The organism is Rhodococcus sp. OS5, from assembly GCF_056837585.1.
This window is the reverse complement of sequence record NZ_CM166368.1, coordinates 4,712,950-4,736,275: the sequence shown is the minus strand read 5'-3', so window position 1 is coordinate 4,736,275 and position 23,326 is coordinate 4,712,950. Positions and strand designations below refer to the sequence as shown.

The window sequence follows — 23,326 nt, the reverse complement described above, 5'->3', positions numbered from 1 at the left end:
TGCATTCAGGCCGCCCGGGTCTTTCAGGCGGCGCTGCTGTGGGTGCCCTGGAGTTCGCGCGGTGAGCCGGTGATGACGACGCGTGAGGCTCCGCGACTGCGGATCTCGCTGATCAATGCGCCGAGGGTAGCTTCGTGGGCCGCATCGGAGTGTGAAAGATCCAGGGTGACGGCGTATCCGGTGAGGTCACCGGGCAGATCGACATACGGCGGCGCGATGGACAGTTGGTTGACTCGAAGTTTCATGTGGTGCTCCTGCGTGTGAAAGGTAAAAGAAAAGGCACCCGAGGCGTTTGCCCTGGGTGCCCGAGAACGAATCCGGTGAAACTGGGGATCATTCTCGGGGTACACCGCGCTTGTTGCCCATGTGCTTGGCCGACATTGCGGCCGAAAAAATGTGCTTGTCTGCGGTGCAGCTGCGCCACGAAGGTACGGATACGACGTGCGGGTGTAGCGACATGATGTCCGTTCCCTTCTGTGTGGCGTTGCTGGTTAATGGATGACCGTACAGCACGGATCGAGGGTTCGCACCAATAAAAAGCGCCGCGAACGTAAACTCCGGGTGACTTCTGTCCCCGGGCTCGCTGGATTGAAAGAGTCTGCGTTGCAGGTCAGGCGTAGAAAGCAGAATTCCCTCCGCGATGGTTCGCGGAGGGAACTTTCTACCTGAAAAAGAGGACGTTCGGTCTGTACGTGATCAGGAGAACGAACGGACCCACGCTGTGAAGGGCTCCGAGAACTCTGCCGAGTACGGAAGCGGCGCGACGTAGTCGGCACCGGTGGACTGTTCGTCGCCGATGTCCTTGAGTACGAAGTTGGCGTTGCGCATCCGCACGGAAGTCAGCGCTGTATGGGAGAGCGCGGCGTCGAGTGCCGCGACATCGGCGGGAATGACTTGGATGTCCTTGTCCGAGCAGCTCGTGAGAACGGGCATGCCCGCCGGTAGCGCCGCCACGAGCGCAACCGGGTCCAATGCGTCTTCCTCGGCGAGTGCCTTGGCGTTGGCGTGTACGAGTCCCGCATTCTGCAGCGGCTCGGGCAGGTCATCCGGAACAGTGCCCTCGGATCGCAGCGACTCGACGGCATCGGCGAGCGCGACGCGCAGTTCGTCAGCCAGTTCGACCGGCAACTGACCGGCGCCGACGACCGCATCGAGCTGGCGGTGAATCTGCGTCGTGAGTAGATCGAGAAGTCTGACGCTCAGTGGCTCGAGCAGTGCGAGGGCACTGACTCTGGCGCCCTCCTTCGCGGTGGCGAGAGCCAGTGCGACTACGGCGCCGTCGCTGTGTCCGACCACGAACAAGCGCTCGGGATCGACACCGGGTTGCCCGGCGAGGTAGTCCAGTCCGTCGGAGGCGGCGTCGACAAAAGTGTTGAAGCCGAGATCGGCGATGTCCTCGATCTCGTAGTCGCCGAGGGCGGTTTCGCCGCTGCCGAGCTTGTCGTAACGCAGGCTTGAAATGCCTTGATTTTCAAGAAGATCCGCGATGAACCGCAGAGTTCCGATGTCGCCTTCGAGGAGGGCGCTGTCGCCGTTGCGATCGGTGGGGCCGCTGCCGGCCAGAATCAGCGCGGCCGGGGCAGGGGCGTCGGGTGAGGCGGCCAGGCGAAGACTCCCGTACAGGGTGACGTCGCCGGATTGGAACGAGATCTCGGTGTCGGACATGACGACTTGTCTACCAGGTCGGTGCGGTCAGGCGGTGCGCAGACTCCGGACACGACGCCAGCCACGCCAGCTGAACCACAAGAGCGCGGCGAGCAGGGGAATGATCAGGAGCGGCAAGATCATCGCGATCAAGGAAGTGAAGAAAGTCAGCACATCCTCGATGACGGAAACGACGGGATTTGCCAGCCCACCGGTAGTGGCCGTACTGACCGCGCGAGTGCCGGTCTGCGCGGCGCTGAACGTCAACGCCGTCGGCGCTCCGACGATGATGCCCGCCAACGCGGCCATCGCAGGGTCGAGATGGCTGAAGGCCGCCCAGGCCGCGATCACTCCGGCGATCGGCCCCGTGACGTTCCCGATCACCGAGAGTGCGTTGTCCACGAACGGAATGAGGTCGGCACCCAGTTCGACCACCGCGGCGATTGCCAATGCCACCAGCGCGCCGGTCGATCCGATCCACCGCATCGACTCACCGACGGTGATCCCGAACAGTTCGAAGTGGACGGCAGCGCTGAGCATCAGCAGGGGCAGGAAGGTTCGCATTCCGGACGCTGCGGCGAGTCCGAGGCCGAGCATGGCCGGCAACACCCAGGTATCCATGGGTGGAGTTTAGGTCTACTGTGCGCCTTTATTAACCGCCGGCGGTTAATAAAGGCGCACAGCAAAGTCTCGGAAAGGACCTTTCATGGCGACAAACCCGCAGCCGATGTTCTTCCTCAACCTGCCCGTCAAGGACCTCGGCAAGGCCACCACCTTCTACGAGGGCCTCGGATACTCCAAGAACACGCAGTTCTCCGACGAGAATGCGTCGTCGATGGTCATCAGTGACACCATCGTCGTGATGCTGTTGGCCGAGCCCTTCTTCAAGACCTTCACCACCAAGGGCATCGCCGACACCTCGACGTCGACGGAGGCGCTGCTCGGTCTCTCGGCCGAGACCCGTGAGGCCGTCGACGCCCTCGTCGACAAGGCGCTCGCGACCGGCGGTTCCGAAGGTAACGCGACGCAGGATCACGGCTTCATGTACAGCCGCAGCTTCCAGGATCCCGACGGCCACATCTGGGAAATCATCTGGATGAATCCCGAGAACATCGAGGGCTGAGCGACCGAACTTCCTCGGCAAGAGGCGAAACCCCGAAAACACTCGTAGCGTGGAGTGGTGACTGTCGCAAAAACCCTCGGAGAGCTACGCGCCTCCGGACACGTACAGCGAAGTGTCAAGGAAGAACTACGAGAGAATCTTCTCGCCGCGTTGCGGGACGGCCGTGACCCCTGGCCCGGGATAGTCGGGTTCGAGGACACGGTCGCCCCGCAACTCGAGCGGGCGCTGATCGCCGGCCACGACGTGGTTCTGCTCGGCGAACGAGGTCAGGGAAAGACGAGGCTGCTTCGCACTCTCGGGCTCCTGCTCGACGAGTGGACGCCCGTCATCGAAGGCTCGGAACTGGGGGAGCACCCGTACGAGCCGATCACCCCGGCTTCGATACGTCGAGCCAAGGAACTGGGCGACGACCTCCCGATCGCCTGGCGCCACCGCAGCGAGCGGTACTCCGAGAAGTTGGCGACGCCGGATACCTCGGTCGCCGACCTGATCGGCGACGTCGATCCGGTCAAGGTTGCCGAAGGCCGGAGCCTCGGCGATCCGGAGACCATTCACTTCGGCCTCGTGCCTCGCGCGCATCGCGGAATCGTGGCCATCAACGAGCTCCCCGACCTCGCCGAACGCATCCAGGTCTCTTTGCTCAACGTGATGGAAGAGCGGGACATCCAGGTCCGCGGGTACACGCTTCGGCTTCCGTTGGACGTTCTTCTGGTCGCGAGCGCCAACCCCGAGGACTACACCAACCGCGGGCGCATCATCACACCACTCAAGGACCGCTTCGGCGCCGAGATCCGCACTCACTACCCCGTCGAGCTGGCGGGCGAGATCGCGGTGATCGAGCAGGAGGCGCACCTGGCCGCGGAGGTGCCCGACTACCTTCTCGAAATTCTTGCCAGATTCACTCGCCTGCTCCGCGAATCCACCTCGGTGGACCAGCGATCGGGTGTGTCGGCACGCTTTGCCGTCGCCGGCGCGGAAACCGTCAGTGCCGCCGCGGTACGACGGGCAGCGGTGCTCGGCGAAGCCGATCCTGTTGCACGGCCCGTCGATCTCGAGTCCGTGGTCGAGGTTCTTCGCGGCAAGGTCGAGTTCGAATCCGGTGAAGAGGGACGGGAACTGGAGGTGCTCGAGCACCTGCTGCGTCGCGCGACGGCCGATACGGTTCGGGTGCGTCTCGGCGGGATCGACCTGGGGATGCTGGTTGCTGCGGTGGAGATGGGCAACACGATCGTCACCGGTGAATCTGTCACGGCCAAGGCATTTCTCGACGAGCTTCCGGACCTCGAGGTCCTGGACGAAGTAGCCGAACGCCTCGGCGCGCAATCCGACGGCGAGCGTGCCGCCGGTGCCGAACTTGCCCTCGAAGGGCTTTACCTCGCGCGCCGGATCTCCAAAGATCAAGGCCCGGGCGGCCGCTCGGTGTATTCGTAAGGGGCAGTGATGATCCACAATCCGCGGTACGGGCCTTACGACGGTGGTCCCGATCCGCTGGCGCCTCCCGTGGATCTGCGCGAGGCCCTGGCAGCAATCGGCGACGACGTGTTGTCGGGCACGTCGCCGCGCCATGCCCTCCGAGAGCTCCTGCGCCGAGGCAACCGGGACATGCGCGGGCTCGACGACCTTGCCGCCCAGGCGAACCGGCGTCGACGCGAGTTGCTGCGCCGCAACAATCTCGACGGAACTCTCGACGAGGTTCGCAAGCTTCTCGACAAGGCGGTGCTCGAAGAGCGCAAAGAATTGGCACGTGCTCTCGACGACGACGCACGATTCAACGAAATGCGGATCGAGGAGTTACCGCCGTCGACAGCTCAGGCCGTGCAAGATCTGGCCGACTACAACTGGCGCAGCGAACAGGCGCGCGCGGATTACGAGAAGATTCGTGATCTGCTCGGGCGAGAGGTCCTCGATCAACGCTTCTCGGGAATGAAGCAGGCACTCGAGGGCGCCACCGACGAGGATCGTGAGCAGATTCGCCAGATGCTGGCTGATCTGAATCAACTGCTCGACGCGCACTCTCGGGGTGTCGACACTGCGGAGCAGTTCGCGGAGTTCATGGACAAGCACGGGCAGTATTTCCCGGACAACCCGCGCAACGTCGAGGAACTTCTGGATTCTTTGGCGCAGCGCGCGGCGGCTGCACAACGATTGCGGAACTCGCTCTCGCAGGAGCAGCGTGACGAGTTGGATGCGTTGGCGCAGCAGGCGTTCGGTGATCCGAGCCTGATGAGTGAACTGAGTCAACTCGACCAGTTCCTTCAGGCGGCTCGGCCGGGTGAGGACTGGGAAGGTTCGCAACAGTTCCGCGGCGACAACGGAATGGGGTTGGGTGAGGGGACCGGTGCCCTGCAGGACATCGCCGAGCTGGAATCCTTGGCGGATCAACTGTCGCAGCAATACGCGGGCGCGGCGCTCGACGACATCGACCCCGAGCTACTCGCGCGGCATCTCGGCGACGAAGCCGCCGCTGATGCTCGCACCCTGGCCGATCTCGAAAAGGCTTTGCAGGAACAGGGTTTCTTCGATCGTGCACCGGATGGTCAATGGCGCTTGTCGCCCAAAGCCATGCGACAGCTCGGACAGACTGCTCTGCGCGATGTCGCCGGGCAACTGTCGTCACGAACCGGTCAACGCGATACGCGTCGGGCCGGTGCGATGGGTGAACCGACCGGAGCGTCCCGCGAATGGGAATTCGGGGACACGGAACCGTGGGACGTCACGAGAACCATCACCAACGCCGTCCTGCGTGACCCGGGCCGAATGCCGGTGCGGCTGAGCGTCGTCGATGTCGAGGTGGCCGAAACCGAACAGCGCAGTCAGGCTGCGGTTGCTCTCCTGGTGGACACGTCGTTCTCGATGGTGATGGAAGATCGCTGGGTGCCGATGAAGCGCACCGCTCTGGCACTCAATCATCTGGTGAGTACGCGATTTCGCAGCGACGAACTCCAGTTGATCGCCTTCGGACGCCACGCGCACGTGCTGAGCCCGTCGGAGCTCGCTGGTTTGGACGGCGCGTGGGACCAGGGAACCAACCTGCACCACGCACTGTTGTTGGCGGCCAGGCATCTTCGACGCCACTCCAACGCACAGCCGGTGGTACTGATCGTCACCGACGGTGAGCCGACGGCTCATCTCGAAGCGGACGGAGAAGCCAGGTTCGACTACCCGCCGAGTGCACGAACCCTCGGTTTGACGGTTCGAGCACTCGACGCGGTGGCCAGGCTGGGCGCCAAGGTCACGTTCTTCCGCCTCGGTGAGGATCCAGGTCTGGCCAGGGTGGTCGACCGGATGGCGCACCGTGTGGGTGGACGCGTCATCGCGCCGGACCTGGACGGCCTCGGCGCCGCGGTCGTGAGTGACTACATGCGAGGTCGCCGCTAATTCTGCCGCCGTCAGTCTTGTTCAGCGGGCTGGTGCTGGGTGATGCAGTGGATGCCGCCGCCACGTTCGAACAGCGGTCTGGCGTCGACGGTGACGACGGTGCGCCCGGGGTAGGCGGCCGCAAGGATCCGGGCCGCTTCGGCGTCGGCCGGATCGTCGAAGCTGCAGGCAATCACTCCGCGATTGACCACGAGATGGTTGATGTAGCTGTAGTCGACGAATCCCTCGTCGTCGCGCAGGATTTCGGGAGCGGGTACCCGAATGACCTTCCACGGCCGGCCGCCGACGTCCGTCGAGCTTTCGAACAACTCGATGATCGTCTTGCTGACGGCGTAGTCGGGGTGCACCGGATTGCGTTGGTCATGGACGAGTACCACTCCGGGGGAAGAGATGGCAGCGACGATGTCGACGTGTCCGCGCGTTCCGTAGGTCTCCTGATCGCGGGTCAACCCGCGGGGAAGCCAGATCACGTGCTTGGCGCCGATGGTGCGGGCGAGTTCGGCCTCGATGTCGGCCTTCGTCAGGTCGGGGTTTCGTCCCGGATCGAGTTGGACGGTTTCGGTGACCAAGACGGTGCCGAGACCGTCGACTTGAATACCGCCGCCCTCGTTGACGATTGGTGAGTCGATCAACTGGGCACTGGATTGTTCGACGACAAATGCGCCGATCTTCGAGTCCTTGTCCCACTGCGCCCAATCCTGTGCACCCCAGCCGTTGAACACCCAGTCGACTCCGCCGAGACGGCCTTCGTCGGACAGGACGAACGTCGGCCCGATGTCGCGCATCCACGCGTCGTCGAGAGGTGCCTCGACGATGTCGACCTTCTCGGACAGGTACTTTCGTGCTTCTTCGACTTCGGCGGGATCGACGACGACGGTGACCGGCTCGAATTCGGCGACGGCGTGGGCGACGGCCGCCCACGTCGAGCGCGCTTCGTGCTGTTCTTCCGCGGTGTCCCCGAGAGAGTATCCGGCGCTCGGGTACGCCATCCAGGTACGTTCGTGCGGCTCACTTTCCGCGGGCATGCGCCAGGTCATCGGTTGGCTCCTGCAGTGTTCACAGGTGCGGTCAGGGCCGAGTAGGTGTCGGGTCGGCGAGTGGCCAGGAACGGGAACAGCGCAAGCCAGTCTTCACGGTGCTGCAGGTCGAGATCTGCGACCAGGACGGCTGATTCGTCGCGCGGAGCCTGAACGAGGATGCGTCCGTACGGGTCCGAGATGAACGACGAACCGTAGAAGGTGATGAGACCTTCACTGCCGTGGCGATTGGGGACAACCATGAAAGTGCCGTTGGCGATACCGTTTCCGACGATCACTTGCTGCCACAGCGGTTGGGTGTCGAAGTTCGGGTGATCGGGTTCCGAGCCGATCGCCGTCGGGTACACCAAGACCTGGGCACCGGCGAGGGAGTATGCACGTGCGACCTCGGGGAACCACTCGTCCCAGCATGTCGGGAGTCCGAACTTGGCGCCGAGTGCCTCGTGAACGGGGTATGCGTCCTCGGACGGACCGCCGCGAAAGTACGTGTCCTCGTAGTACCCGGCCGTCACCGGAATGTGGAGCTTGCGGGTACGACCGAGAAGTTCACCCCCGGGCGAGACCAGGATCGCGGTGTTGAAGCCCAGGCCGTCCTCGGCGTCGCTGCGCTCGTACAACGACGCGTGAACGAGAACCTGGTTCTCCGCGGCGGCCTTGGTGGCGAAGGCGAAAGTGGGTCCGGTGAGCAGGTCTTCCGCCGCGCGTCCGGGATTGTCGCCGGCCGGGGTGGAGGCGGGGTAGCGGCTGAGCGTCAGCTCTGGAAGAAAGACCACGGAAGCGCCCAGCTTCGCTGCGGACGCAATGCCTTCGCTCAATTCGGCGTGGAGGTCGTCTTGGTCCTCGTGCCAGCGATGTTGGACGAGACCTACACGCAGAGGGGTGGACGTGGACGGCGAAGTCGCGGCCGGTGACTCGGGTGGGGTGAGGGCGGTGATCGTCAGCATGGGGTTTCCTCGGTGCTCGGGTATTCGACGTTCAACGTAAAACGAATGTGATTCGTTAAGTATGGTGGGTGAGCGCTGATTGATCAAGGACTTTCGAGGAATTGTTTTTTGCAGCGCCCCGAACGGTGTGGATCACTACAGGAGGACATATGCCGCGGCCATCGCAACGACTGCTCTCACCGGCGATCATCACCGAGGCAGCGATCGAGTCGGTGGACGAATCCGGCGACTTCACCATGCCGGGACTCGCCGCAAGACTGAAGGTTCGACCGTCCTCGCTCTACAACCACGTTTCCGGACGAGCCGAGATCGTCGAACTGATGAGGGCTCAGCTGATGGCAGGAATCGACGTCGAGTCGGCCTCGGGGACCTGGAGTGAGACCGTCGCGGCGCTGGCAGCCGAGTACCGGCGAAGCTACGCCGCGCATCCTCGTCTGATTCCGCTCTTCACGGCCCAGACGGTGCAGGCCGGTGTGGCGTTCACCCTCTACAACGCATTGGCGCAGGCATTTGCCGATGGTGGCTTCGACCCGACCGAAACACTGCACGCGATCACGACCGTCGACAGTTTTGTTCTCGGTTCGGCCCTGGACCTGGCGGCGCCGGACGTCCAGTGGGCGTCGGGACCCGAAGCCAACGACGCGATGAAGGCGGCGTTGGCAACGTCCGGGAAAAATCCCGAACGTGCCGACGCCGCCTTCGAATTCGGCTTGCGCGTGTTGATGGCGGGCCTGATCGCGCAGGCCCCCGAATCTACTGTCTCCTAGGACACGCTGAGGTCGTTCTCGTCGCGCAGAGCCTCCGTGTCGCGGTTGAGGGTCTTGCCCTCGAAGAACTCGGGATTGCGCACTCGCATGACCATCATCAGGACCGCGCCGAGGATGAGGATTCCGAAGCCGAGGAAGAAGACCAGGCCGATTCCGCCGATGGATGCTCCGCTGGCATTGTCCGGATTCATACTCTCCTGGACCGAAATGACGAACACCGCAAGCAGCATGAGGCCACCGATGAGTGGGAACGCGAGCCGGAAGACGAAGTTTCGTACGCTCTCGAAAAGCGTCTTGCGGAAGTACCACACGCACGCGAATGCGGTGATGCCGTAGTACCAGCAGATCATGATGCCGAGTGCGGCGATCGTGTCGAGCAGAGCACTTTCGGACAGGAACGTGACGACGCTGTAGAACACTGCGGTTACCGCGCCTGCCACGACGGTCGCGTACGACGGCACCAGGAACCGAGGCGAGACCTCGGCGAGCTTCTTGGGGAAAGCTCCGTATGCACCCATGGCGAGCATGGTTCGTGCCGCGGGCAGGAACGTGGTCTGCAGGCTGGCGACTGAAGAGACGAAGACCGCGAGGAACAGAAGCATTCCGCCCCAGTTGCCCAGGACCGGGTCGGCCAGAGCGCCGAAGACGTTCTCGGAGTTGTCGGGATTGCCGAGGCCGAGGCCTTCCTCGCCGACGCCGGCGTACATCATCGCGGCAACGGCGACCAGCAGGTAGGTAAGGAGAATGGTTGCGACACAGAGCAAACCGGCGCGGCCGGGGGTCTTCTTGGGGTTCTTCGACTCCTCGCCCAGCGTGAGACAGGTATCCCAGCCCCAGAACGCGAAGATCGATCCGGTGAGTCCGATGACAAACGCACCGATGGCGAGTCCGCTGAACGGGTTGAACCAACTCAGGTCGAAGGACAATCCGGCCGGGGCGTCGCCGGCGCCGACGTGAACCAGTGCAACGACGGCGAAGACGACCAGCAGCACCATCTGGAAGCCGACGAGCGCGAACTGTACGCGCTCGCTGGTGGTGATTCCCCGACTGGCAATCCAGGTGGCCAACGCGATGAACACCAGTGTGGTGCCGACGTTGACGAATTTATTGCCCGGCAGATCGGCGATGGAGGGATTGTCGGCCACCCGCGCGATGAACAGATAGAAGAAGTCGACGGCAATTGCAGCGAGGTTCGAGAGCACGATGATGGTGGCGATCACCATGCCCCAGCCGCACATCCAGCCGACGTACGGTCCGAATGCCTTGGTGGACCACGTGAATGACGCTCCGCAGTCAGGAGTGTCGGAGTTCAGTTCGCGGTACGCGTACGCGGTGAGGAACATCGGGATGAAGCCGGCGATGAAGATGGCGGGCATCTTGAGACCGACCGCAGCGACGATCAATCCGATGCTGGCCGTCAGGGTGTAACCCGGTGCCACGGAGGAGATTCCGAGCACCGCGCCGGAGATCATGCCGATCTTGCCGGTGGCGAGGCCTTTGGAACTCAGTTCGGTGCTGGTCATGACAGTGCCTCCGGCTGGGTGAATTCGTGCTTGGGCACTACGACCATGGGTACGGGCAGTACGCGCAGCATCTTGGCGGCGGTCGAGCCCAGGAACAGTTTGCGGGGCTGTGCGAGTCGACTTGAACCGACCATCACGAGGTCGCCGTCCTGCCAGTCCAGTTGACGCACTGCCGATTCCACGGTAGATCCGTCGGCAATGATGACCTCGATGGGGAACTCCGCGGGGAGCGCGGCTCTTGCGACGTCGAGTGTGTCCTGAGCGTGATTTCGTGCACGCTCCCTGGCCGACTCGGCGGTGTCGCGATGATCTCGCAGATCGTTCTGGGGGTCGAGCGCTACCAGTGAGACCAGTCGGAGCGGAACCTGCATCAGTTCGCTGGCGCGCACGGCGGTGTTCAAGACGATGTCGGCGCCGACACGGGTGCCGAGTGCACAGGTGACCTCTCGTATCGCAGTGGCCGCCGAGTGCCGCGTTCCGCGAGGCGCCAGTGCTACCGGGACGTGGGCGGAGTGAAGCAGTTCGGTCGAGACCGAACCTATCGCGTGACGGCCGAGCAGACCGTCGCCGGAAGCTCCCACCACGATCGCGAGCGCATTCAGTCGGTCCACTTCGTCGAGCAGGCCCTGAGCGAACGACTCGTGGAAGCTCAGGTGTACTTCCACCTGGATGTCCTCGGGCACCGACGCTTTCGCCTCGGCGAGCCAGTCGTGTGCACGCGCGGCGAGGATGTCGTCGTAGCCGGCTTCCGAGGGAACCTTGGCCGGCAGTGTCCGATCCGGTGGGAGGACCATGCAGATGTCGAGTTGCGCGCCGAGACTGCGCGCGAGCTGGGCCCCGAGGACCAGCCCGTCTTTACCGCTGGGTGTGGCGAGGTATCCGACGATAAGGCGCATGGTGGCTCTTTTCCGGATTGGAGGAATCTGCTGTGCGCCTTTATTAACCGCGGGGGGTTGATAAAGGCGCACAGCAGGAGGGGCGGCGACTCAGTCGTGCGAACTCATGACGTGCTTGAGACGGGTGTAGTCCTCGACTCCGTAGGCCGAGAGATCCTTGCCGTAACCGGAATACTTGAAGCCGCCGTGCGGCATTTCGGCGACGAGCGGGATGTGGCAGTTGATCCACACCGCACCGAAGTCGAGAGCAGCGGAGACGCGTTGCGTGACACCGTGATCCTTGGTCCAGATGCTCGAGGCCAGGCCGAACCGAACGTCGTTGGCAAGCGTGATCGCCTCCTTCTCGTCGGAGAAGCTCTGGACTGTGAGGATAGGACCGAAAGTCTCTTCCTGCACGATGTCGTCCGATTGTGCGGCGCCGGTGATGACGGTCGGCTCGAAGAAGAATCCGGTTTCGCCCGAACGCTTTCCGCCGGTAACGATCTTGGCCGACGCCGGCAGGTTCGCGATCTTGTCGCTCACGGCGTTGAAGTGATTGATGTTGTTGAGCGGGCCGTAGAAGGCATCAGGATCGGAAGGCGCTCCGGGGCGCAGCTTCTCGGCGTTCCGGACGAGGGCTTCGACGAGCTGATCGTGGATGGACTCGTGAACGATCACGCGAGTGGCCGCGGTGCAATCCTGGCCGCCGTTGAAGAACGCTGCCTCGGCGATGCCGGTGGCGGTCTTCTCGATGTCGACGTCGCCGAAGACGATCGCCGGCGCTTTGCCGCCCAGTTCGAGGTGCGCGCGCTTGAGTTGCTGTGCTGCGGACACGGCGACAGCGATGCCCGCCCGCACCGAACCGGTGATCGAGACGAGACCGAGGGCCGGGTTCTCCACCAACGTCGCTCCGGTTCCGCCGTTGCCGAGCACGACGTTGAACACGCCGTCCGGCAGGATGCCCTTCGAGAGCTTCGCCAGGACCAGCGTGCTGCCCGGTGTGGTGTCGCTGGGCTTAAGGACGATCGTGTTGCCGGCCGCGAGGGCGGGCCCGATCTTCCATAGCGCCATCATGAACGGGTAGTTCCAGGGCGTGACCTGACCGACGACGCCGATCGGCTCACGACGGACGTAGGAGGTGAAACCCTCCATGTACTCTCCGGCCGCCTTGCCCTCGAGAAGTCGTGCGGCTCCGGCGAAGAACCGCATCTGATCGGCTCCGACCTTGACCTCTTCGTCGGCGATCATCTGGTGGGCCTGGCCGGTGTTGGCGCTTTCGGCTGCGACGATTTCGTCGCTGTGCGCTTCGATGGCGTCGGCGAGCTTGAGGAGTGCAGCCTGCCGCACGCTCGGCGTCGTCTTGCCCCAGGTCTCGAATGCTCTCTGTGCGGCTTCGACGGCTGCGTCGACGTCTTCCTTCGTGGAGACCGGCGTACGCCCGACCACACTCTCGTCCACGGGGTTGATCAGGTCGAGTGTTTCCGTCGCGGCTGAGGCGACGAATTCACCGTTGATGTAGTTCTCGAGTACGACGATCGACATCGGTACCGGTTCCTCTCGAGGTCGAACGAGTTCCGGCCGAGGTGATCAGCACGGAACTCGCACTTTGTGGGGCGTGTGTGAGCAAGTGTGCGCTGACTCACAAGTAAAGGCAGCTGCCAAAAAGGTGAAATCTTTGATCGCCGACGCGCCGAGTTGTACAGTCCAGCCCATGACGATCGCTGTGCGGTGGATGTTGGCGCAGCCGGACCTCGCGCTGGAACTCAAAGGCGGCGCCCAGGGCGTCGGTCGCGAAATCACATTTGCGCACGCCACGGAGTTGCTCGACCCTTTCCGGTGGTTGACCGGCGGCGAATTCATCCTCACCACCGGCATCCGATTGCCGTCCACTCAGCAAAAGCGCGGCCGCTATCTCCGAATGCTCGACGCGGCAGGTGTGGCGGCGGTGGGATTCGGAACCGGGCTCTCGTACCCCGAGGTCCCGGCCGATCTGGTGGCCGTCGCCGACGAGATCGGACTCCCGCTGATCGAGGTGCCGCTGCCGACGCCTTTTGCTGCCGTCGTCAAGCGTGTGATGAGCCGGTTGGCAGAGCAGGAATATGAAGCTGTCCTCCGGGCGTCGCGGGCGCAACCGCGAATGACGCGTGCCGTCATTTCCGGCGGAACGGCTGCGACCGTGCGTGAACTGGCGATCGCGACTTCGGCGACGGTGCTTCTTCTCGACGTCGCCGGAAGAGTTCTCGAGAGCTCACCTCAACTGCCGACGGACGACGTGATCGACGAACTGCGAGCAACTCTCGGGGGCGGTGCCTCCAGTAGCGTGACGCTCGCAAGGTCTGGAGCGTCGATCGCGGTGCAGCAGATCAGCGTCGGGCGAACGCCGTACGGATACCTGGCGGTGATCAGTGCTTCGGCGCTCAGCTACGTCGATCAGATACTGCTCGGTCACGCGAACTCGTTGTTGGCGTTGGACTTCGAGAAACCTGCGCGCCTGCGTGCTACTCAGGATCAGTTGAATTCGCACGCCCTCGGGCTGCTGCTCACCGAGGATCGCGACCCGGCGCCGGCGTGGCAACAGATCAGGCATGCCGCCGACGGCGAGGGAATGATCCGAGGATTGACAGTTCTTGCCGACACGTCCGACGTAGCGGGACGCGTCGGAGCCGAGATTGCCGAGTTCATGAACAAGGCGGGGCGGCAGTTGTTCTCGCGGATCAACGACACTCGCGTCACGGTGCTGCTGCGTGGAACCGACGACGTCGAGTTCGCCCGAGAGCTGCTCGGCGGGGTATCGAGGTCGGATCTTCGCGCGCTTCGTGTCGGCTTGAGCGCGCGACGGGTGGTCGCTGCGCTGGCGGTCGCCGTCGAACAGTCCCAGCTGTGTGCGTCGGCGGCGGAAATCGGTGGCGAACCTTTGGAATTCGCGGCGCTGACCGGAAGTGTGCTGCTGTCTTTCGATTCGACGCGTGAAGTGCTCAACACGCTGGCGGAAACGATGATCACACCGATCGAGGACTACGACCGTGACAACGGCACCGAACTGCTGGCGTCGTTGCGGGCATTTCTCGAGGCCAACGGACACTGGGAAGCGGCCGCCATCACGATGGGCGTTCACCGGCACACACTGCGGAGCCGAATGGCGAAGGTGGAGAGCCTGATCGACTGTCGGCTGGAAGTGGCCAGGGTTCGGGCCGAACTACTGCTCTCGATCATTGCCCGGCAATCGTGACTGCCGGGCAATGATCGAGACTTGGCAAAGCGGCCGTCAGGCCTTGCTGCGAGCGATGATGTCGGCTGCGGTTCGCTGACCCATCCGAACGGCACCGTCGACGTGCTGGTACCCCTCGGCCGCAATGTCGGAGCACGAGAAGTGAATCGGGCCGACGGGCGTGCGGGAATCCGCGCCGTAGCGGTGCAGGCCTCCGAGGTCGAAGCTCGCTGCGTACGCACCGCGGGTCCATTCCTCCGAGCCCCAGTCGGATTCGTAGTACACAACCGGCTCTTCGGCCTTCGGGCCGAGATAGCGGGCAAGTGAGGCCAGAATCGTGGCCTTACGCTCCTCGACGGAAAGCTCGAACATCGCGTCGGCCTTCTCGTCGGAGACGAAAGCGACCAGGGTGCCGCGATCGTCCTCGTGGTTGGTGTTGTCGTACACCTCCTGCACTACCTCGGACGCGCCGAAGCCGGTGCCGGAGAGGCCGTCTTCGCGCCAGAAAGGCGTCTCGTACACCGCGTGAACCTTGATGACGAGGCCGAGGGACTGGTGCTGGTGCATCTGGTGCTGACGACGCGGCAGCGGGGGATCGTACGAGATTCGGGAGTAGAGGTTGGGCGGTACGGCCAGGATCACTCGGCTTGCCTCGACGCGAACATCGCCGTCCGCCAACACCGTTGCACCGGATTCGTTCCACTTCACCGTTCGCACGGGTGCGTTGAGGAAGACGTCGTCACCGAGGGCCTCCGCCATGCGGATCGATACCTGCTGCATTCCGCCGATCACTCGCTTGTCGAGGATGAAGTCCTCGTCGACGAGGTGGGAGAACGAACCTGCGGAAGCGGCCATGAGTACGGCCTGCAGGGCAGAGAACGAGTGGGCGGGCTTGGTGAGCATGCCACCGGCGATGAAGAGGCCGATGTTGTCACGTGCCTCGGCGTCGTCGGACTGATTGATCAGCCACTGCTTGAAGGAGACTGTGTCGAGATCGCGGGCGAGGGGATGTGCCCACGGTTCCTCGGCGCCGATCTGTGCTGCGAGATCGTCCATCTCGTCGATGAGACGGTCCATCTCCTTCTTCGTGGTGTCGTTCGTGGGGAAGGAATCACCCGTGTACTGCGTCCGCTCACCTGCCGACGAGATGTAGACGGACTCGCCCTCGCGGTAGCGCTCGAAAGTTTTCAGGCCGAGTTCGTCGAGCAAGGAGATCAGCGCGGTCTGGTCGGGGGAGACCCACTGGCCGCCGATTTCCAGAACTGCTCCGTCGATGGTGTCGGTCCACGTGCGGCCGCCGACGCGGTCGCGCGCTTCGATTACAGCGACGGTCAAACCGGCCTTGCGCAGCGCGGTTGCAGCTGCCAGGCCAGAGGGGCCGGCGCCGACGATTGCAACGTCTCTCTGGAGAGTAGGCACTTGCGAGCTCCTTCATGTTGAGCACCGCTCGAGTCGAAAGCTGCCGACGAGCGAGTGAACGGGTGTCGGTTTTCAGTCTGTCCCGAGGAGACGCACACCACACCTGACGAAACGGAGTGTTCGATCGTCGAACTTGTGCCGTTTAGGCGCGGCTAGCCGTTGATGACGTGACGATCGCCGAGCGGTCGGCTCAGCGGGACATCCAAGCTGCCGAACACGGCAACCAGAATGCACATCTTGTCCGCGGCCTCGGGCAGTGCCCCGGTTCGGAGCGTGACGATCACCGTCGTATCGGTCTCTTCGACGGTTGCGTACGCGCCGTAGCACTCCGGAGTGCCGGTCACGAAGTGGACGGCCACCGTGTGATCGTCGACCTCGGACCACGATTCGAACATCGTGGCCGTCGCACCCACGATGTCGGTGCGGCTGTCGAACTCCGTGCCCATCTCGCTGTCGTCGACCTCGTCGGGAACGGGGGTTCCGAGCGACCAGTCGGCGGGACTTGCTTCGTTGGCCGCCATCGGATTCGGTGCGGCAACCGGCCCCGTGGTCTGGGCCCCGACGGAGCATCCGGCCACAGCAAGGCAGGCCAGAACGGCGAGGGTTAGTACACGCATGAATCCACCGTAACCCTGCTCAAGCGAGTAGCGCTGTGACCAGCGCAATTGCGGGAATTGACGCCAAAGTGGTGACAAAGGCACTGTCTCGGGCGAGGACCATTCCGCGCCGATAGCGGCTTGCATAGATGAAGACGTTCTGCGCCGTCGGCAACGTCGAGACGACCACGATGGCGAACAACTGATGACCGTCGATGCCGAGGAGGAAATGCGCCATCAGATAGGCCAGCACAGGTTGGACCACGATCTTGAGCGTCGATGCCAGCGCGACGTCGCGGCGTGGACTCGAGCCCTTCTCCAGCACCCGCACTCCGTAGAGCGAGAGCCCGAATGCCAACAGCGCACCGGGTACCGACGTCGCGCCGATCAATTCGAAAGGCTGCATCAGCGGCCGGGGCGGTACCCAACCGATCAACGCGACGATCAACCCCGCAGCGCCCGCGAGCACGATCGGATTCTTGAACGGGGCGGTGACGGTGTCGATCAACGAGAGCTTCTCGGCATCCGCGCCGCGAAGGGCCGTCAGATCGAGGATCGTCAAGGCGATCGGGGAGTACACGACGATCTGAAAGAGCAGGAGCGGCGCGACGAACGTGGCATCGCCGAGCACGAACACCGCGATCGGGATTCCGAGGTTGGCTGAATTCACGTACGAAGCCGACAGCGCGCCGATGGTCAGTTCGGGTAGCGGCCGGTTGAGCCAGATCTTTGCGACGACGACGTACAGAGCGCCGACGGCAAATGCAGTAGCCGACGCAACGGCGAGCGTCGGCGAGAAGATCACCGAAAGATCGGACGACGCGAGGGTGGTGAACAGCAGGGCAGGCGTCGCGACGAAGAAGACGAGTCGACCGAGAACGAACTGTCCTTGGCTACCGAGGGTGCCGAGACGGCCGAGGAGATACCCAACCGCGATGACAACAAAAATTACGGTGAAACCCGCAACAACTCCCGACACGCTGCGGGCACCTCTCGACTGGAATGAACGACTTCGGGAAATCTTAGTCCGGGCAACAAAAAGGCCGCGCAGTCGAGTGACTGCGCGACCTCTTCGGTACTTCTACGTGTGACTACCGAGCACGTATGACTACCGGGCGGCGGTGAAGGGGAGCAACGCCATTTCGCGTGCGTTCTTCACTGCAACGGCGACCTGACGCTGCTGCTGCGGGGTCAGGCCCGTGACGCGACGGCTGCGGATCTTGCCGCGGTCCGAGATGAACGTGCGAAGCAAGTTGATGTCCTTGTAATCGACATGCGTGATCTTCGCTGCGAACAACGGGTTCTTCTTGGGCTTACGACCCTCTACGGGGCGTGGCTTCTTCGACGGTGAACGCTTGACTGCCATCCGACTTCCTTACCAGCTCGACTTGTGTACGCCAGGCAGTTCCCCACGGTGCGCCATTTCTCGCACGCGAATCCGGGAGAGCCCGAACTTCCGCAGGTGGCCGCGCGGACGTCCATCCGCAGCGTCTCGATTGCGCAATCGTACCGGACTGGCGTCGCGTGGTAGACGTTGCAGGGTCGCTTGGGCCTTCGCGCGCTCCTCTGCCGAGCTTTTCGGGGAGCGGATCGTCTCCTTGAGAGCGGACCGCTGCTCCGCGTACCGCTCGACGACGACCCGTCGCTGGTTGTTCTTCGCGATCTTCGACTTCTTGGCCATGCCTACTTCTCTTCTCGGAAATCGACGTGCTTTCGCAGCACCGGGTCGTACTTCTTCCGTACGAGTCGATCGGGGTCGTTACGACGGTTCTTGCGGGTCACGTACGTGTACCCGGTGCCCGCGGTGGACTTGAGTTTCACGATCGGGCGGATCTCGTTGCGTGCCATCTGCTCAGACCTTCTCGCCGCGCGCGCGGATCCGGGCGACGACGGATTCGATGCCGTCGCGGTCGATCGTCTTGATGCCCTTGGTCGAGAGCGTGAGTGTGATGCGACGCCCCTCGCTGGGCAGGAGGTAGGTCTTGCGCTGGATGTTCGGGTTCCAGCGACGGTTCGAACGCTTGTGAGAGTGCGAGACGGATTTTCCGAACCCCGGCACACGTCCGGTCACTTGGCAGTGAGCCGACATGGGTGTTCCTTTCAACTTGCAGATGACAATCATTTTCGACAATGCGGTGAGATCAATGTACCGTTCAACCTCGGTAATGACAATCATTCCCAGAAAGGCCCGCTGTGAACACGATCTTGGACGGCAGGACTCCGCTGGTCCTGGTCGCCGGCATGAGCGAATCCACCCCACACACCGCACGAGCGTTGCTGCGAACGGGAACTGTTCTGGTCCACCACGACCTGAGCCACGTCCGTGAAGGGGTGGTCCGGCGGACGGTCACCTCGATGACCGGGAGTGCCGGGTCTGCCGGCACTGTGTCCGAGCGCGAGACGATCCTCGAGCTCGCGCACGGCTGCGTCTCCTGCACTCTGCGCGAAGACTTGCTGCCGCTCCTGCGCCGGCTTCACTCGCACAGTTCGGTGCAGCGGATCGTGTTGCTGTTGGACCGGCAACTCGAGCCCGAGGCGCTGTGCTGGGCGATCGAGCACGTCGTCGTGACCGGCGTCGTCGGCCAACTGGACGGACCGGCGCAGCGGGACGTCCGCGTCGACGCCGTCGTGACGTGCATCGACGCGGTGACCTGGCTGGCAGACGCCACCGGCGACGAAGCCCTCGACGACGACCGCACCCTGGCTCAGGTCGTCGTCGGGCAGGTCGACTTCGCCGACGCGCTCGTCCTACGCGGGTCCGATGCGCTCGACGGCTGGCAGCGGTCCCGCTTGAACGCGGTTCTCGCGCGCATCGCTCCGCGGGTACCCGTCTTCGATGAGGGAGACGACATCGAGGCACTGCTCCTCGAGGTGCCTGCGGATGCGCGACGCGGTGAACTGGCCGACGCTCACTCACCGTTGCTGCGTCGCCAGCCGCCGCTCGACGACGACGGCGGAGTGATGCTGGTCGAGTTCACCGCGAACCGGCCGTTTCACCCCGGGCGTCTGCACGAGGCGATCGACGTTCTGCTCGAAGGCGTCGTGTACTCCCGGGGGCGCGTCTGGGTGGCGACGCAACCGGGTGAAGCGCTCTGGCTCGAATCGGCGGGCGGTGGCCTGCGAGTTGCCAGCGCGGACACCTGGCTTGCCGCGATGACGCCGGAGGAACGAGACCGCGTTCCAGCTGAACGCCGTGCACTCGCGGCCCTGAAATGGGACGAGCGTTTCGGTGATCGCGACACCTCGATGGTCGTTCTCACATGCGGTGCGAACCCGCTCGAGATCGACCGAACACTGCAGCACGCCTTGGTCACCGACGACGAATTGGCGGACGAAGCGTCGTGGGCAACGTGGGAAGACCCGTTCGGCGAGTTTCACGAAGACCCGTGTGACGAATCCGAATCACCTTATGCCGAAACCGAATCAACGCGAGAGGGAAACGAATGAAGAAGCAAATGCACCCCGACTACCACCCGGTGGTCTTCCAGGACGCCAGCACCGGCAAGAGCTTCCTGACCCGATCGACCGTGACGAGTGAGCGCACCGTCGAATGGGAAGATGGTGGCACGTACCCGCTGCTGGTCGTCGACGTCACGAGCGACTCTCACCCGTTCTGGACCGGAGCGCAACGTGTGATGGACACCGCCGGACGCGTCGAGAAGTTCGAGCGGCGCTACGGAAAGCGCAAGGCACTCTGATGGCCGTTCCCAAGCGGAAGATGTCCCGTTCCAACACGCGCAGCCGTCGTGCCCAGTGGAAGGCGACGGCGCCCGATCTGGTCGAGGTCACAGCCTTCGGCCAGACCCACCGAGTCCCTCGGCGACTGGTCAAAGCAGTTCGACTCGGGGTGATCGACCCGAGCCGCATCTGACCGTGCGATCCTTGGCCGGTGCTGCTGAGGATCCTCGAACTGGTGGGCATCGTGGCGTTCGCGGCCTCGGGTGCCCTGGTGGGCGTCACCAAGCGACTCGACATCTTCGGGGTGTGCTCGGTGGGTGTGTTCACCGGCATCGGCGGCGGTATCGTCCGCGACGTTCTCCTCGGCGTCCATCCGCCCAGCTCGCTGAGCAGTTGGCCGTACTTCGGAACGGCCGCCGCCACCTCACTCGCCGTGTTCTACCTCCACGAGCCGCTCAATCGACTGCGTCGTGAAATCCTGGCGCTCGACGCACTGGGGATGGGCTTGTTCGCGAGCACCGGCGCCGTCATCGCGCTGGACAACAACGCCAGTTCGCTGGCGGCGACGTTGATCGGTGCGACCGCGGCGATCGGCGGCGGCGTGATCCGCGACGTTCTCGTCAACGAGGTGCCACTGCTCCTGCACAAGGACCTGTACGCGGTTCCCGCACTGCTCGGCGCTGCGTTGGTGGTCACAGTCTCGCAAGCCGGACTGTCCACCAACGCCGCGCTGGTGTGCGGCACAGCGTTCGCCGCGGTGTTCAGACTGCTTGCGTTATGGCGTCATTGGAGCCTGCCCGGGCCGAGGCGAACCCGGGACTGACCGCGACACGCCGGAGGCCGGAATCGGACCCTCTCAGCCGCATCTCAGCACTTCAGTCCAAACTGTCGGTATGCGTATTTTGGTGGTCGACGACGACCGGGCGGTTCGCGAGTCGCTTCGGCGGTCGCTCAGCTTCAACGGCTACACGGTCGAGCTCGCGGTCGACGGACTCGACGCACTCGAGAAGATCCTCGCCAACCGGCCCGACGCCGCCGTGCTCGACGTCATGATGCCGCGACTCGACGGACTCGAAGTGTGCCGTCGTCTTCGCAGTGCCGGCGACGACCTGCCCATCCTCGTGCTCACCGCCCGCGATTCGGTCAGCGAGCGAGTGGCCGGTCTCGATGCCGGAGCGGACGACTACCTGCCCAAGCCCTTCGCTTTGGAAGAGTTGCTTGCCAGGTTGCGTGCACTACTTCGCCGCACCGCGCCCGATCTGGACGCCGATTCCGAAATGATGGCGTTCGAGGACCTCACCCTCGACCCGGTCACCCGTGAGGTCAAGCGCGGCGAACGATCGATCAGCCTGACGCGCACCGAGTTCTCCCTCCTCGAAATGCTCATGGCCAACCCACGCCGCGTGCTGACCCGTGGACGCATTCTCGAAGAAGTGTGGGGATACGACTTCCCGACGTCCGGCAATGCCCTCGAGGTGTATGTCGGCTACCTGCGTCGCAAGACGGAAGCCGACGGCGAACCGAGGTTGATCCACACCGTCCGCGGAGTCGGATACGTCCTGCGGGAGACGCCTCCGTGATCACCGCTCCGTTCGGCAAGAACGCCGAACCTAAGAAATCCTCCACCACCCAAGCGTCCGTCGAAATGCGCCCGCCGATGCCACTGACCCGTTCGGTGTCATTGCGTTGGCGTGTGACGCTGCTCGCCGCGTCGGTGGTGGCCATTGCCGTCGCAGTCATGGCGATCGCTGCCTACGCGGTGGTTTCGCGTGCGCTCTACGCGGACGTCGATCACCAGTTGCGTACCAGGGCAGCGGTGCTGATCGACAGCAATGTCGTGCGATTCGATCCTCGCTACATCTCCGGTGCGACGCTGTACACCACCGACATCAGTGTGGCCCTGATCTTCTCGGACCTGAGCACGTACCAGCCGCCCGGTTCCGACGTGCCGATCGGTGAAGCCGAAGACGCCGTAGCGCGTGGCGAATCGGATTCCTCGCTGCGAACGGTCGACGGTCAGCGAGTGCTGGCTCAACGAACCCATGACGGAAGCACTTTGGTGATCGGTCAGCGGCTCGCGCCGACCGTTGCGGTACTGGACCGTCTGGCCTGGGTGCTCTTCGTGGTCGGCGGGTGTGGCGTCATACTTGCGGCGGTGGCGGGTACTACCGTGGGCCGCACCGGTTTACGACCTATTGCCAGGCTGACTGCTGCCACCGAACGAGTCGCTCGGACCGACGATCTGACGCAGATCCCCGTTACCGGCAGCGACGAATTGGCGCGCCTGACAGAGAGTTTCAACACGATGCTGCGGGCGCTCGCCGAGTCCCGTGAGCGTCAGTCGCGCCTCGTCGCGGACGCCGGACACGAGTTGCGGACGCCGTTGACTTCGTTGCGCACCAACATGGAATTGCTGATCGCGTCAAGTCGCCCCGGTGCGCCGCAGATTCCCGACGAGGACATGGCAGAACTTCGTGCCGATGTCGTTGCGCAGATCGAGGAACTGTCGACTCTGGTCGGCGACCTCGTCGACCTGGCCCGTGAAGACGCACCCGAAACCGTGTACGAGCGCGTCGACGTCAGCGACGTCGTCGAGCGTGCGCTCGAACGAGCGCGGCGCAGGCGCAACGAAATCGAGTTCGAGGCGGTCACCACTCCGTGGTACGTCTACGGAGATCAAGCGGGCCTGTCGCGTGCCGTGTTGAACGTCCTGGACAACGCTGCGAAGTGGAGTCCGAAGGGCGAACAGGTACGCGTCGAAATGCGTCCGGTGGGTCAAGGATTGTTGGAATTGACCGTAAGTGATGCGGGACCTGGCATTCCGGAGGAGGATCGGGAGTTGGTGTTCGATCGTTTCTACCGGTCGACTGCGGCACGTTCGATGCCGGGATCGGGTCTGGGACTTGCGATTGTGCGTCAGGTCGTCGTCAAGCACGGCGGCACCATCGCGATCGACGAATCCGATCGTGGGGGAGCGCTTGTTCGTATCGTGCTTCCCGGTGAACCGGGGCCGAGTGCCGAGTAGCGTGTTCTGTAGACCCGTTGGTCCCTCGCTTCGGTGACTGACGTCACGGCTTAATGCGTTCGGCCCGAAAGTCTTTCGGGCCGAACCGACAACACCGGTTTTTCACGTC

General features: G+C 63.7%; 26 protein-coding genes. 11 read left to right on the top strand and 15 right to left on the bottom strand.

The annotated features are described in order from the left end of the window. Positions 1-23 precede the first annotated feature (23 nt). The 3 genes from ACVZUB_RS21950 to ACVZUB_RS21940 all read right to left on the bottom strand — a co-directional run bounded on the left by ACVZUB_RS21950 (position 24) and on the right by ACVZUB_RS21940 (position 2,265). Positions 24-245 (bottom strand): hypothetical protein, encoded by a 222-nt coding sequence (locus ACVZUB_RS21950; RefSeq protein WP_003946391.1) that lies wholly within the window; start codon positions 243-245, stop codon positions 24-26. A gap of 451 nt (positions 246-696) precedes the next feature. After that, complete coding sequence (locus tag ACVZUB_RS21945) at positions 697-1,665, bottom strand: alpha/beta hydrolase family protein (RefSeq protein ID WP_007727595.1); 969 nt, start codon at positions 1,663-1,665, stop codon at positions 697-699. A 27-nt stretch (positions 1,666-1,692) separates the two neighbouring features. Then, entirely contained in the window at positions 1,693-2,265 is a 573-nt protein-coding gene (locus tag ACVZUB_RS21940) for a DUF4126 domain-containing protein (RefSeq protein WP_007727593.1), read from the bottom strand. Between the two features lie 85 nt (positions 2,266-2,350). Between ACVZUB_RS21940 and ACVZUB_RS21935 the strand changes: the two genes are divergently transcribed. From ACVZUB_RS21935 to ACVZUB_RS21925, 3 genes are read left to right on the top strand one after another with little or no spacing between them, the layout of a single operon-like run. Then, positions 2,351-2,767, top strand: coding sequence for a VOC family protein (locus tag ACVZUB_RS21935; protein ID WP_007727590.1), 417 nt, complete (start codon positions 2,351-2,353; stop codon positions 2,765-2,767). A 54-nt stretch (positions 2,768-2,821) separates the two neighbouring features. After that, on the top strand, positions 2,822-4,198 hold the full coding sequence (locus ACVZUB_RS21930; protein ID WP_102999408.1) for an ATP-binding protein: 1,377 nt from the start codon (positions 2,822-2,824) through the stop codon (positions 4,196-4,198). Between the two features lie 9 nt (positions 4,199-4,207). Next, on the top strand, positions 4,208-6,145 hold the full coding sequence (locus tag ACVZUB_RS21925; RefSeq protein WP_030534873.1) for a VWA domain-containing protein: 1,938 nt from the start codon (positions 4,208-4,210) through the stop codon (positions 6,143-6,145). 11 nt (positions 6,146-6,156) lie between these two features. Here the strand turns inward: ACVZUB_RS21925 and ACVZUB_RS21920 are convergent, their stop codons facing one another. Further along, positions 6,157-7,182 carry an agmatine deiminase family protein gene (locus tag ACVZUB_RS21920; protein ID WP_165639122.1) on the bottom strand — a complete coding sequence of 342 codons (1,026 nt, stop codon included), beginning with the start codon at positions 7,180-7,182 and terminating at the stop codon, positions 6,157-6,159. Beyond that, the gene (locus tag ACVZUB_RS21915; RefSeq protein WP_054188815.1) at positions 7,179-8,126 is read right to left on the bottom strand and encodes a nitrilase-related carbon-nitrogen hydrolase; all 948 of its coding nucleotides are present in this window, start codon (positions 8,124-8,126) and stop codon (positions 7,179-7,181) included. The genes ACVZUB_RS21920 and ACVZUB_RS21915 overlap by 4 nt, the downstream gene beginning before the upstream one ends. A 149-nt stretch (positions 8,127-8,275) precedes the next feature. Here ACVZUB_RS21915 and ACVZUB_RS21910 point away from each other — a divergent pair, with 149 nt between their 5' ends. Beyond that, complete coding sequence (locus ACVZUB_RS21910) at positions 8,276-8,893, top strand: TetR/AcrR family transcriptional regulator C-terminal domain-containing protein (RefSeq protein ID WP_030536334.1); 618 nt, start codon at positions 8,276-8,278, stop codon at positions 8,891-8,893. Here the strand turns inward: ACVZUB_RS21910 and ACVZUB_RS21905 are convergent. From ACVZUB_RS21905 to ACVZUB_RS21895, 3 genes are all read right to left on the bottom strand, one after another. Then, a complete protein-coding gene (locus ACVZUB_RS21905) occupies positions 8,890-10,416 on the bottom strand; it encodes an APC family permease (RefSeq protein ID WP_003946397.1) in 1,527 nt (508 codons plus the stop codon). The genes ACVZUB_RS21910 and ACVZUB_RS21905 overlap by 4 nt on opposite strands. After that, complete coding sequence (locus tag ACVZUB_RS21900) at positions 10,413-11,312, bottom strand: universal stress protein (RefSeq protein WP_007727555.1); 900 nt, start codon at positions 11,310-11,312, stop codon at positions 10,413-10,415. Before ACVZUB_RS21900 ends, ACVZUB_RS21905 begins: the two co-directional genes overlap by 4 nt. Positions 11,313-11,402: 90 nt before the next feature. Next, positions 11,403-12,833, bottom strand: a complete 1,431-nt coding sequence (locus ACVZUB_RS21895) for a gamma-aminobutyraldehyde dehydrogenase (RefSeq protein WP_165639123.1) — start codon at positions 12,831-12,833, stop codon at positions 11,403-11,405. Positions 12,834-13,002: 169 nt separating this feature from the next. Between ACVZUB_RS21895 and ACVZUB_RS21890 the strand changes: the two genes are divergently transcribed. Next, positions 13,003-14,520, top strand: a complete 1,518-nt coding sequence (locus tag ACVZUB_RS21890; RefSeq protein ID WP_081558234.1) for a PucR family transcriptional regulator — start codon at positions 13,003-13,005, stop codon at positions 14,518-14,520. A gap of 36 nt (positions 14,521-14,556) precedes the next feature. Here ACVZUB_RS21890 and ACVZUB_RS21885 read toward each other — a convergent pair whose 3' ends face one another. From ACVZUB_RS21885 to rpmB, 7 genes are all read right to left on the bottom strand, one after another. Next, the gene (locus ACVZUB_RS21885) at positions 14,557-15,918 is read right to left on the bottom strand and encodes a flavin monoamine oxidase family protein (protein ID WP_007727552.1); all 1,362 of its coding nucleotides are present in this window, start codon (positions 15,916-15,918) and stop codon (positions 14,557-14,559) included. Between the two features lie 152 nt (positions 15,919-16,070). After that, entirely contained in the window at positions 16,071-16,535 is a 465-nt protein-coding gene (locus ACVZUB_RS21880) for a hypothetical protein (protein WP_007727550.1), read from the bottom strand. Between the two features lie 19 nt (positions 16,536-16,554). Further along, positions 16,555-17,493, bottom strand: coding sequence for an AEC family transporter (locus tag ACVZUB_RS21875; RefSeq protein ID WP_003946401.1), 939 nt, complete (start codon positions 17,491-17,493; stop codon positions 16,555-16,557). A gap of 129 nt (positions 17,494-17,622) precedes the next feature. Further along, positions 17,623-17,880 carry a 30S ribosomal protein S18 gene (gene rpsR / locus ACVZUB_RS21870; RefSeq protein WP_003946414.1) on the bottom strand — a complete coding sequence of 86 codons (258 nt, stop codon included), beginning with the start codon at positions 17,878-17,880 and terminating at the stop codon, positions 17,623-17,625. Positions 17,881-17,889: 9 nt separating this feature from the next. Next, positions 17,890-18,195 carry a 30S ribosomal protein S14 gene (rpsN, locus tag ACVZUB_RS21865; RefSeq protein WP_003946379.1) on the bottom strand — a complete coding sequence of 102 codons (306 nt, stop codon included), beginning with the start codon at positions 18,193-18,195 and terminating at the stop codon, positions 17,890-17,892. A 2-nt stretch (positions 18,196-18,197) separates the two neighbouring features. Next, positions 18,198-18,362 carry a 50S ribosomal protein L33 gene (gene rpmG, locus ACVZUB_RS21860; RefSeq protein ID WP_482627759.1) on the bottom strand — a complete coding sequence of 55 codons (165 nt, stop codon included), beginning with the start codon at positions 18,360-18,362 and terminating at the stop codon, positions 18,198-18,200. Between the two features lie 4 nt (positions 18,363-18,366). Then, positions 18,367-18,603 (bottom strand): 50S ribosomal protein L28, encoded by a 237-nt coding sequence (gene rpmB, locus ACVZUB_RS21855; RefSeq protein WP_003946346.1) that lies wholly within the window; start codon positions 18,601-18,603, stop codon positions 18,367-18,369. Positions 18,604-18,707: 104 nt separating this feature from the next. Here rpmB and mrf point away from each other — a divergent pair, with 104 nt between their 5' ends. The 6 genes from mrf to ACVZUB_RS21825 all read left to right on the top strand — a co-directional run bounded on the left by mrf (position 18,708) and on the right by ACVZUB_RS21825 (position 23,217). Then, on the top strand, positions 18,708-19,961 hold the full coding sequence (mrf, locus tag ACVZUB_RS21850) for a ribosome hibernation factor-recruiting GTPase MRF (RefSeq protein WP_225320117.1): 1,254 nt from the start codon (positions 18,708-18,710) through the stop codon (positions 19,959-19,961). Beyond that, positions 19,958-20,212 (top strand): type B 50S ribosomal protein L31, encoded by a 255-nt coding sequence (locus ACVZUB_RS21845; RefSeq protein ID WP_003946367.1) that lies wholly within the window; start codon positions 19,958-19,960, stop codon positions 20,210-20,212. Before mrf ends, ACVZUB_RS21845 begins: the two co-directional genes overlap by 4 nt. After that, positions 20,212-20,385, top strand: a complete 174-nt coding sequence (gene rpmF / locus ACVZUB_RS21840) for a 50S ribosomal protein L32 (protein ID WP_007727540.1) — start codon at positions 20,212-20,214, stop codon at positions 20,383-20,385. Before ACVZUB_RS21845 ends, rpmF begins: the two co-directional genes overlap by 1 nt. A gap of 18 nt (positions 20,386-20,403) precedes the next feature. Beyond that, positions 20,404-21,015 carry a trimeric intracellular cation channel family protein gene (locus tag ACVZUB_RS21835; RefSeq protein WP_003946409.1) on the top strand — a complete coding sequence of 204 codons (612 nt, stop codon included), beginning with the start codon at positions 20,404-20,406 and terminating at the stop codon, positions 21,013-21,015. 70 nt (positions 21,016-21,085) lie between these two features. Then, positions 21,086-21,772: a response regulator transcription factor gene (locus tag ACVZUB_RS21830; RefSeq protein ID WP_482627758.1), complete on the top strand. Its 687-nt coding sequence runs from the start codon at positions 21,086-21,088 to the stop codon at positions 21,770-21,772. Between the two features lie 65 nt (positions 21,773-21,837). After that, entirely contained in the window at positions 21,838-23,217 is a 1,380-nt protein-coding gene (locus ACVZUB_RS21825; protein ID WP_020908630.1) for a HAMP domain-containing sensor histidine kinase, read from the top strand. Positions 23,218-23,326: the final 109 nt, after the last annotated feature.

Excerpts from the sequence above, each read along its gene's own strand:
- ACVZUB_RS21900 (WP_007727555.1), bottom strand. The coding sequence starts at position 11,312 with ATGCGCCTTATCGTCGGATACCTCGCCACACCCAGCGGTAAAGACGGG.
- ACVZUB_RS21940 (WP_007727593.1), bottom strand. The coding sequence starts at position 2,265 with ATGGATACCTGGGTGTTGCCGGCCATGCTCGGCCTCGGACTCGCCGCA.
- rpsN (WP_003946379.1), bottom strand. The coding sequence starts at position 18,195 with ATGGCCAAGAAGTCGAAGATCGCGAAGAACAACCAGCGACGGGTCGTC.
- rpsR (WP_003946414.1), bottom strand. The coding sequence starts at position 17,880 with ATGGCAGTCAAGCGTTCACCGTCGAAGAAGCCACGCCCCGTAGAGGGT.
- ACVZUB_RS21950 (WP_003946391.1), bottom strand. The coding sequence starts at position 245 with ATGAAACTTCGAGTCAACCAACTGTCCATCGCGCCGCCGTATGTCGAT.
- ACVZUB_RS21830 (WP_482627758.1), top strand. The coding sequence starts at position 21,086 with ATGCGTATTTTGGTGGTCGACGACGACCGGGCGGTTCGCGAGTCGCTT.
- ACVZUB_RS21880 (WP_007727550.1), bottom strand. The coding sequence starts at position 16,535 with ATGCGTGTACTAACCCTCGCCGTTCTGGCCTGCCTTGCTGTGGCCGGA.
- rpmB (WP_003946346.1), bottom strand. The coding sequence starts at position 18,603 with ATGTCGGCTCACTGCCAAGTGACCGGACGTGTGCCGGGGTTCGGAAAA.
- ACVZUB_RS21905 (WP_003946397.1), bottom strand. The coding sequence starts at position 10,416 with ATGACCAGCACCGAACTGAGTTCCAAAGGCCTCGCCACCGGCAAGATC.
- rpmF (WP_007727540.1), top strand. The coding sequence starts at position 20,212 with ATGGCCGTTCCCAAGCGGAAGATGTCCCGTTCCAACACGCGCAGCCGT.
- ACVZUB_RS21925 (WP_030534873.1), top strand. The coding sequence starts at position 4,208 with ATGATCCACAATCCGCGGTACGGGCCTTACGACGGTGGTCCCGATCCG.
- ACVZUB_RS21935 (WP_007727590.1), top strand. The coding sequence starts at position 2,351 with ATGGCGACAAACCCGCAGCCGATGTTCTTCCTCAACCTGCCCGTCAAG.
- ACVZUB_RS21915 (WP_054188815.1), bottom strand. The coding sequence starts at position 8,126 with ATGCTGACGATCACCGCCCTCACCCCACCCGAGTCACCGGCCGCGACT.
- ACVZUB_RS21945 (WP_007727595.1), bottom strand. The coding sequence starts at position 1,665 with ATGTCCGACACCGAGATCTCGTTCCAATCCGGCGACGTCACCCTGTAC.
- ACVZUB_RS21845 (WP_003946367.1), top strand. The coding sequence starts at position 19,958 with ATGAAGAAGCAAATGCACCCCGACTACCACCCGGTGGTCTTCCAGGAC.
- ACVZUB_RS21825 (WP_020908630.1), top strand. The coding sequence starts at position 21,838 with ATGCGCCCGCCGATGCCACTGACCCGTTCGGTGTCATTGCGTTGGCGT.
- ACVZUB_RS21890 (WP_081558234.1), top strand. The coding sequence starts at position 13,003 with ATGACGATCGCTGTGCGGTGGATGTTGGCGCAGCCGGACCTCGCGCTG.
- ACVZUB_RS21895 (WP_165639123.1), bottom strand. The coding sequence starts at position 12,833 with ATGTCGATCGTCGTACTCGAGAACTACATCAACGGTGAATTCGTCGCC.
- rpmG (WP_482627759.1), bottom strand. The coding sequence starts at position 18,362 with ATGGCACGCAACGAGATCCGCCCGATCGTGAAACTCAAGTCCACCGCG.
- ACVZUB_RS21920 (WP_165639122.1), bottom strand. The coding sequence starts at position 7,182 with ATGACCTGGCGCATGCCCGCGGAAAGTGAGCCGCACGAACGTACCTGG.
- ACVZUB_RS21910 (WP_030536334.1), top strand. The coding sequence starts at position 8,276 with ATGCCGCGGCCATCGCAACGACTGCTCTCACCGGCGATCATCACCGAG.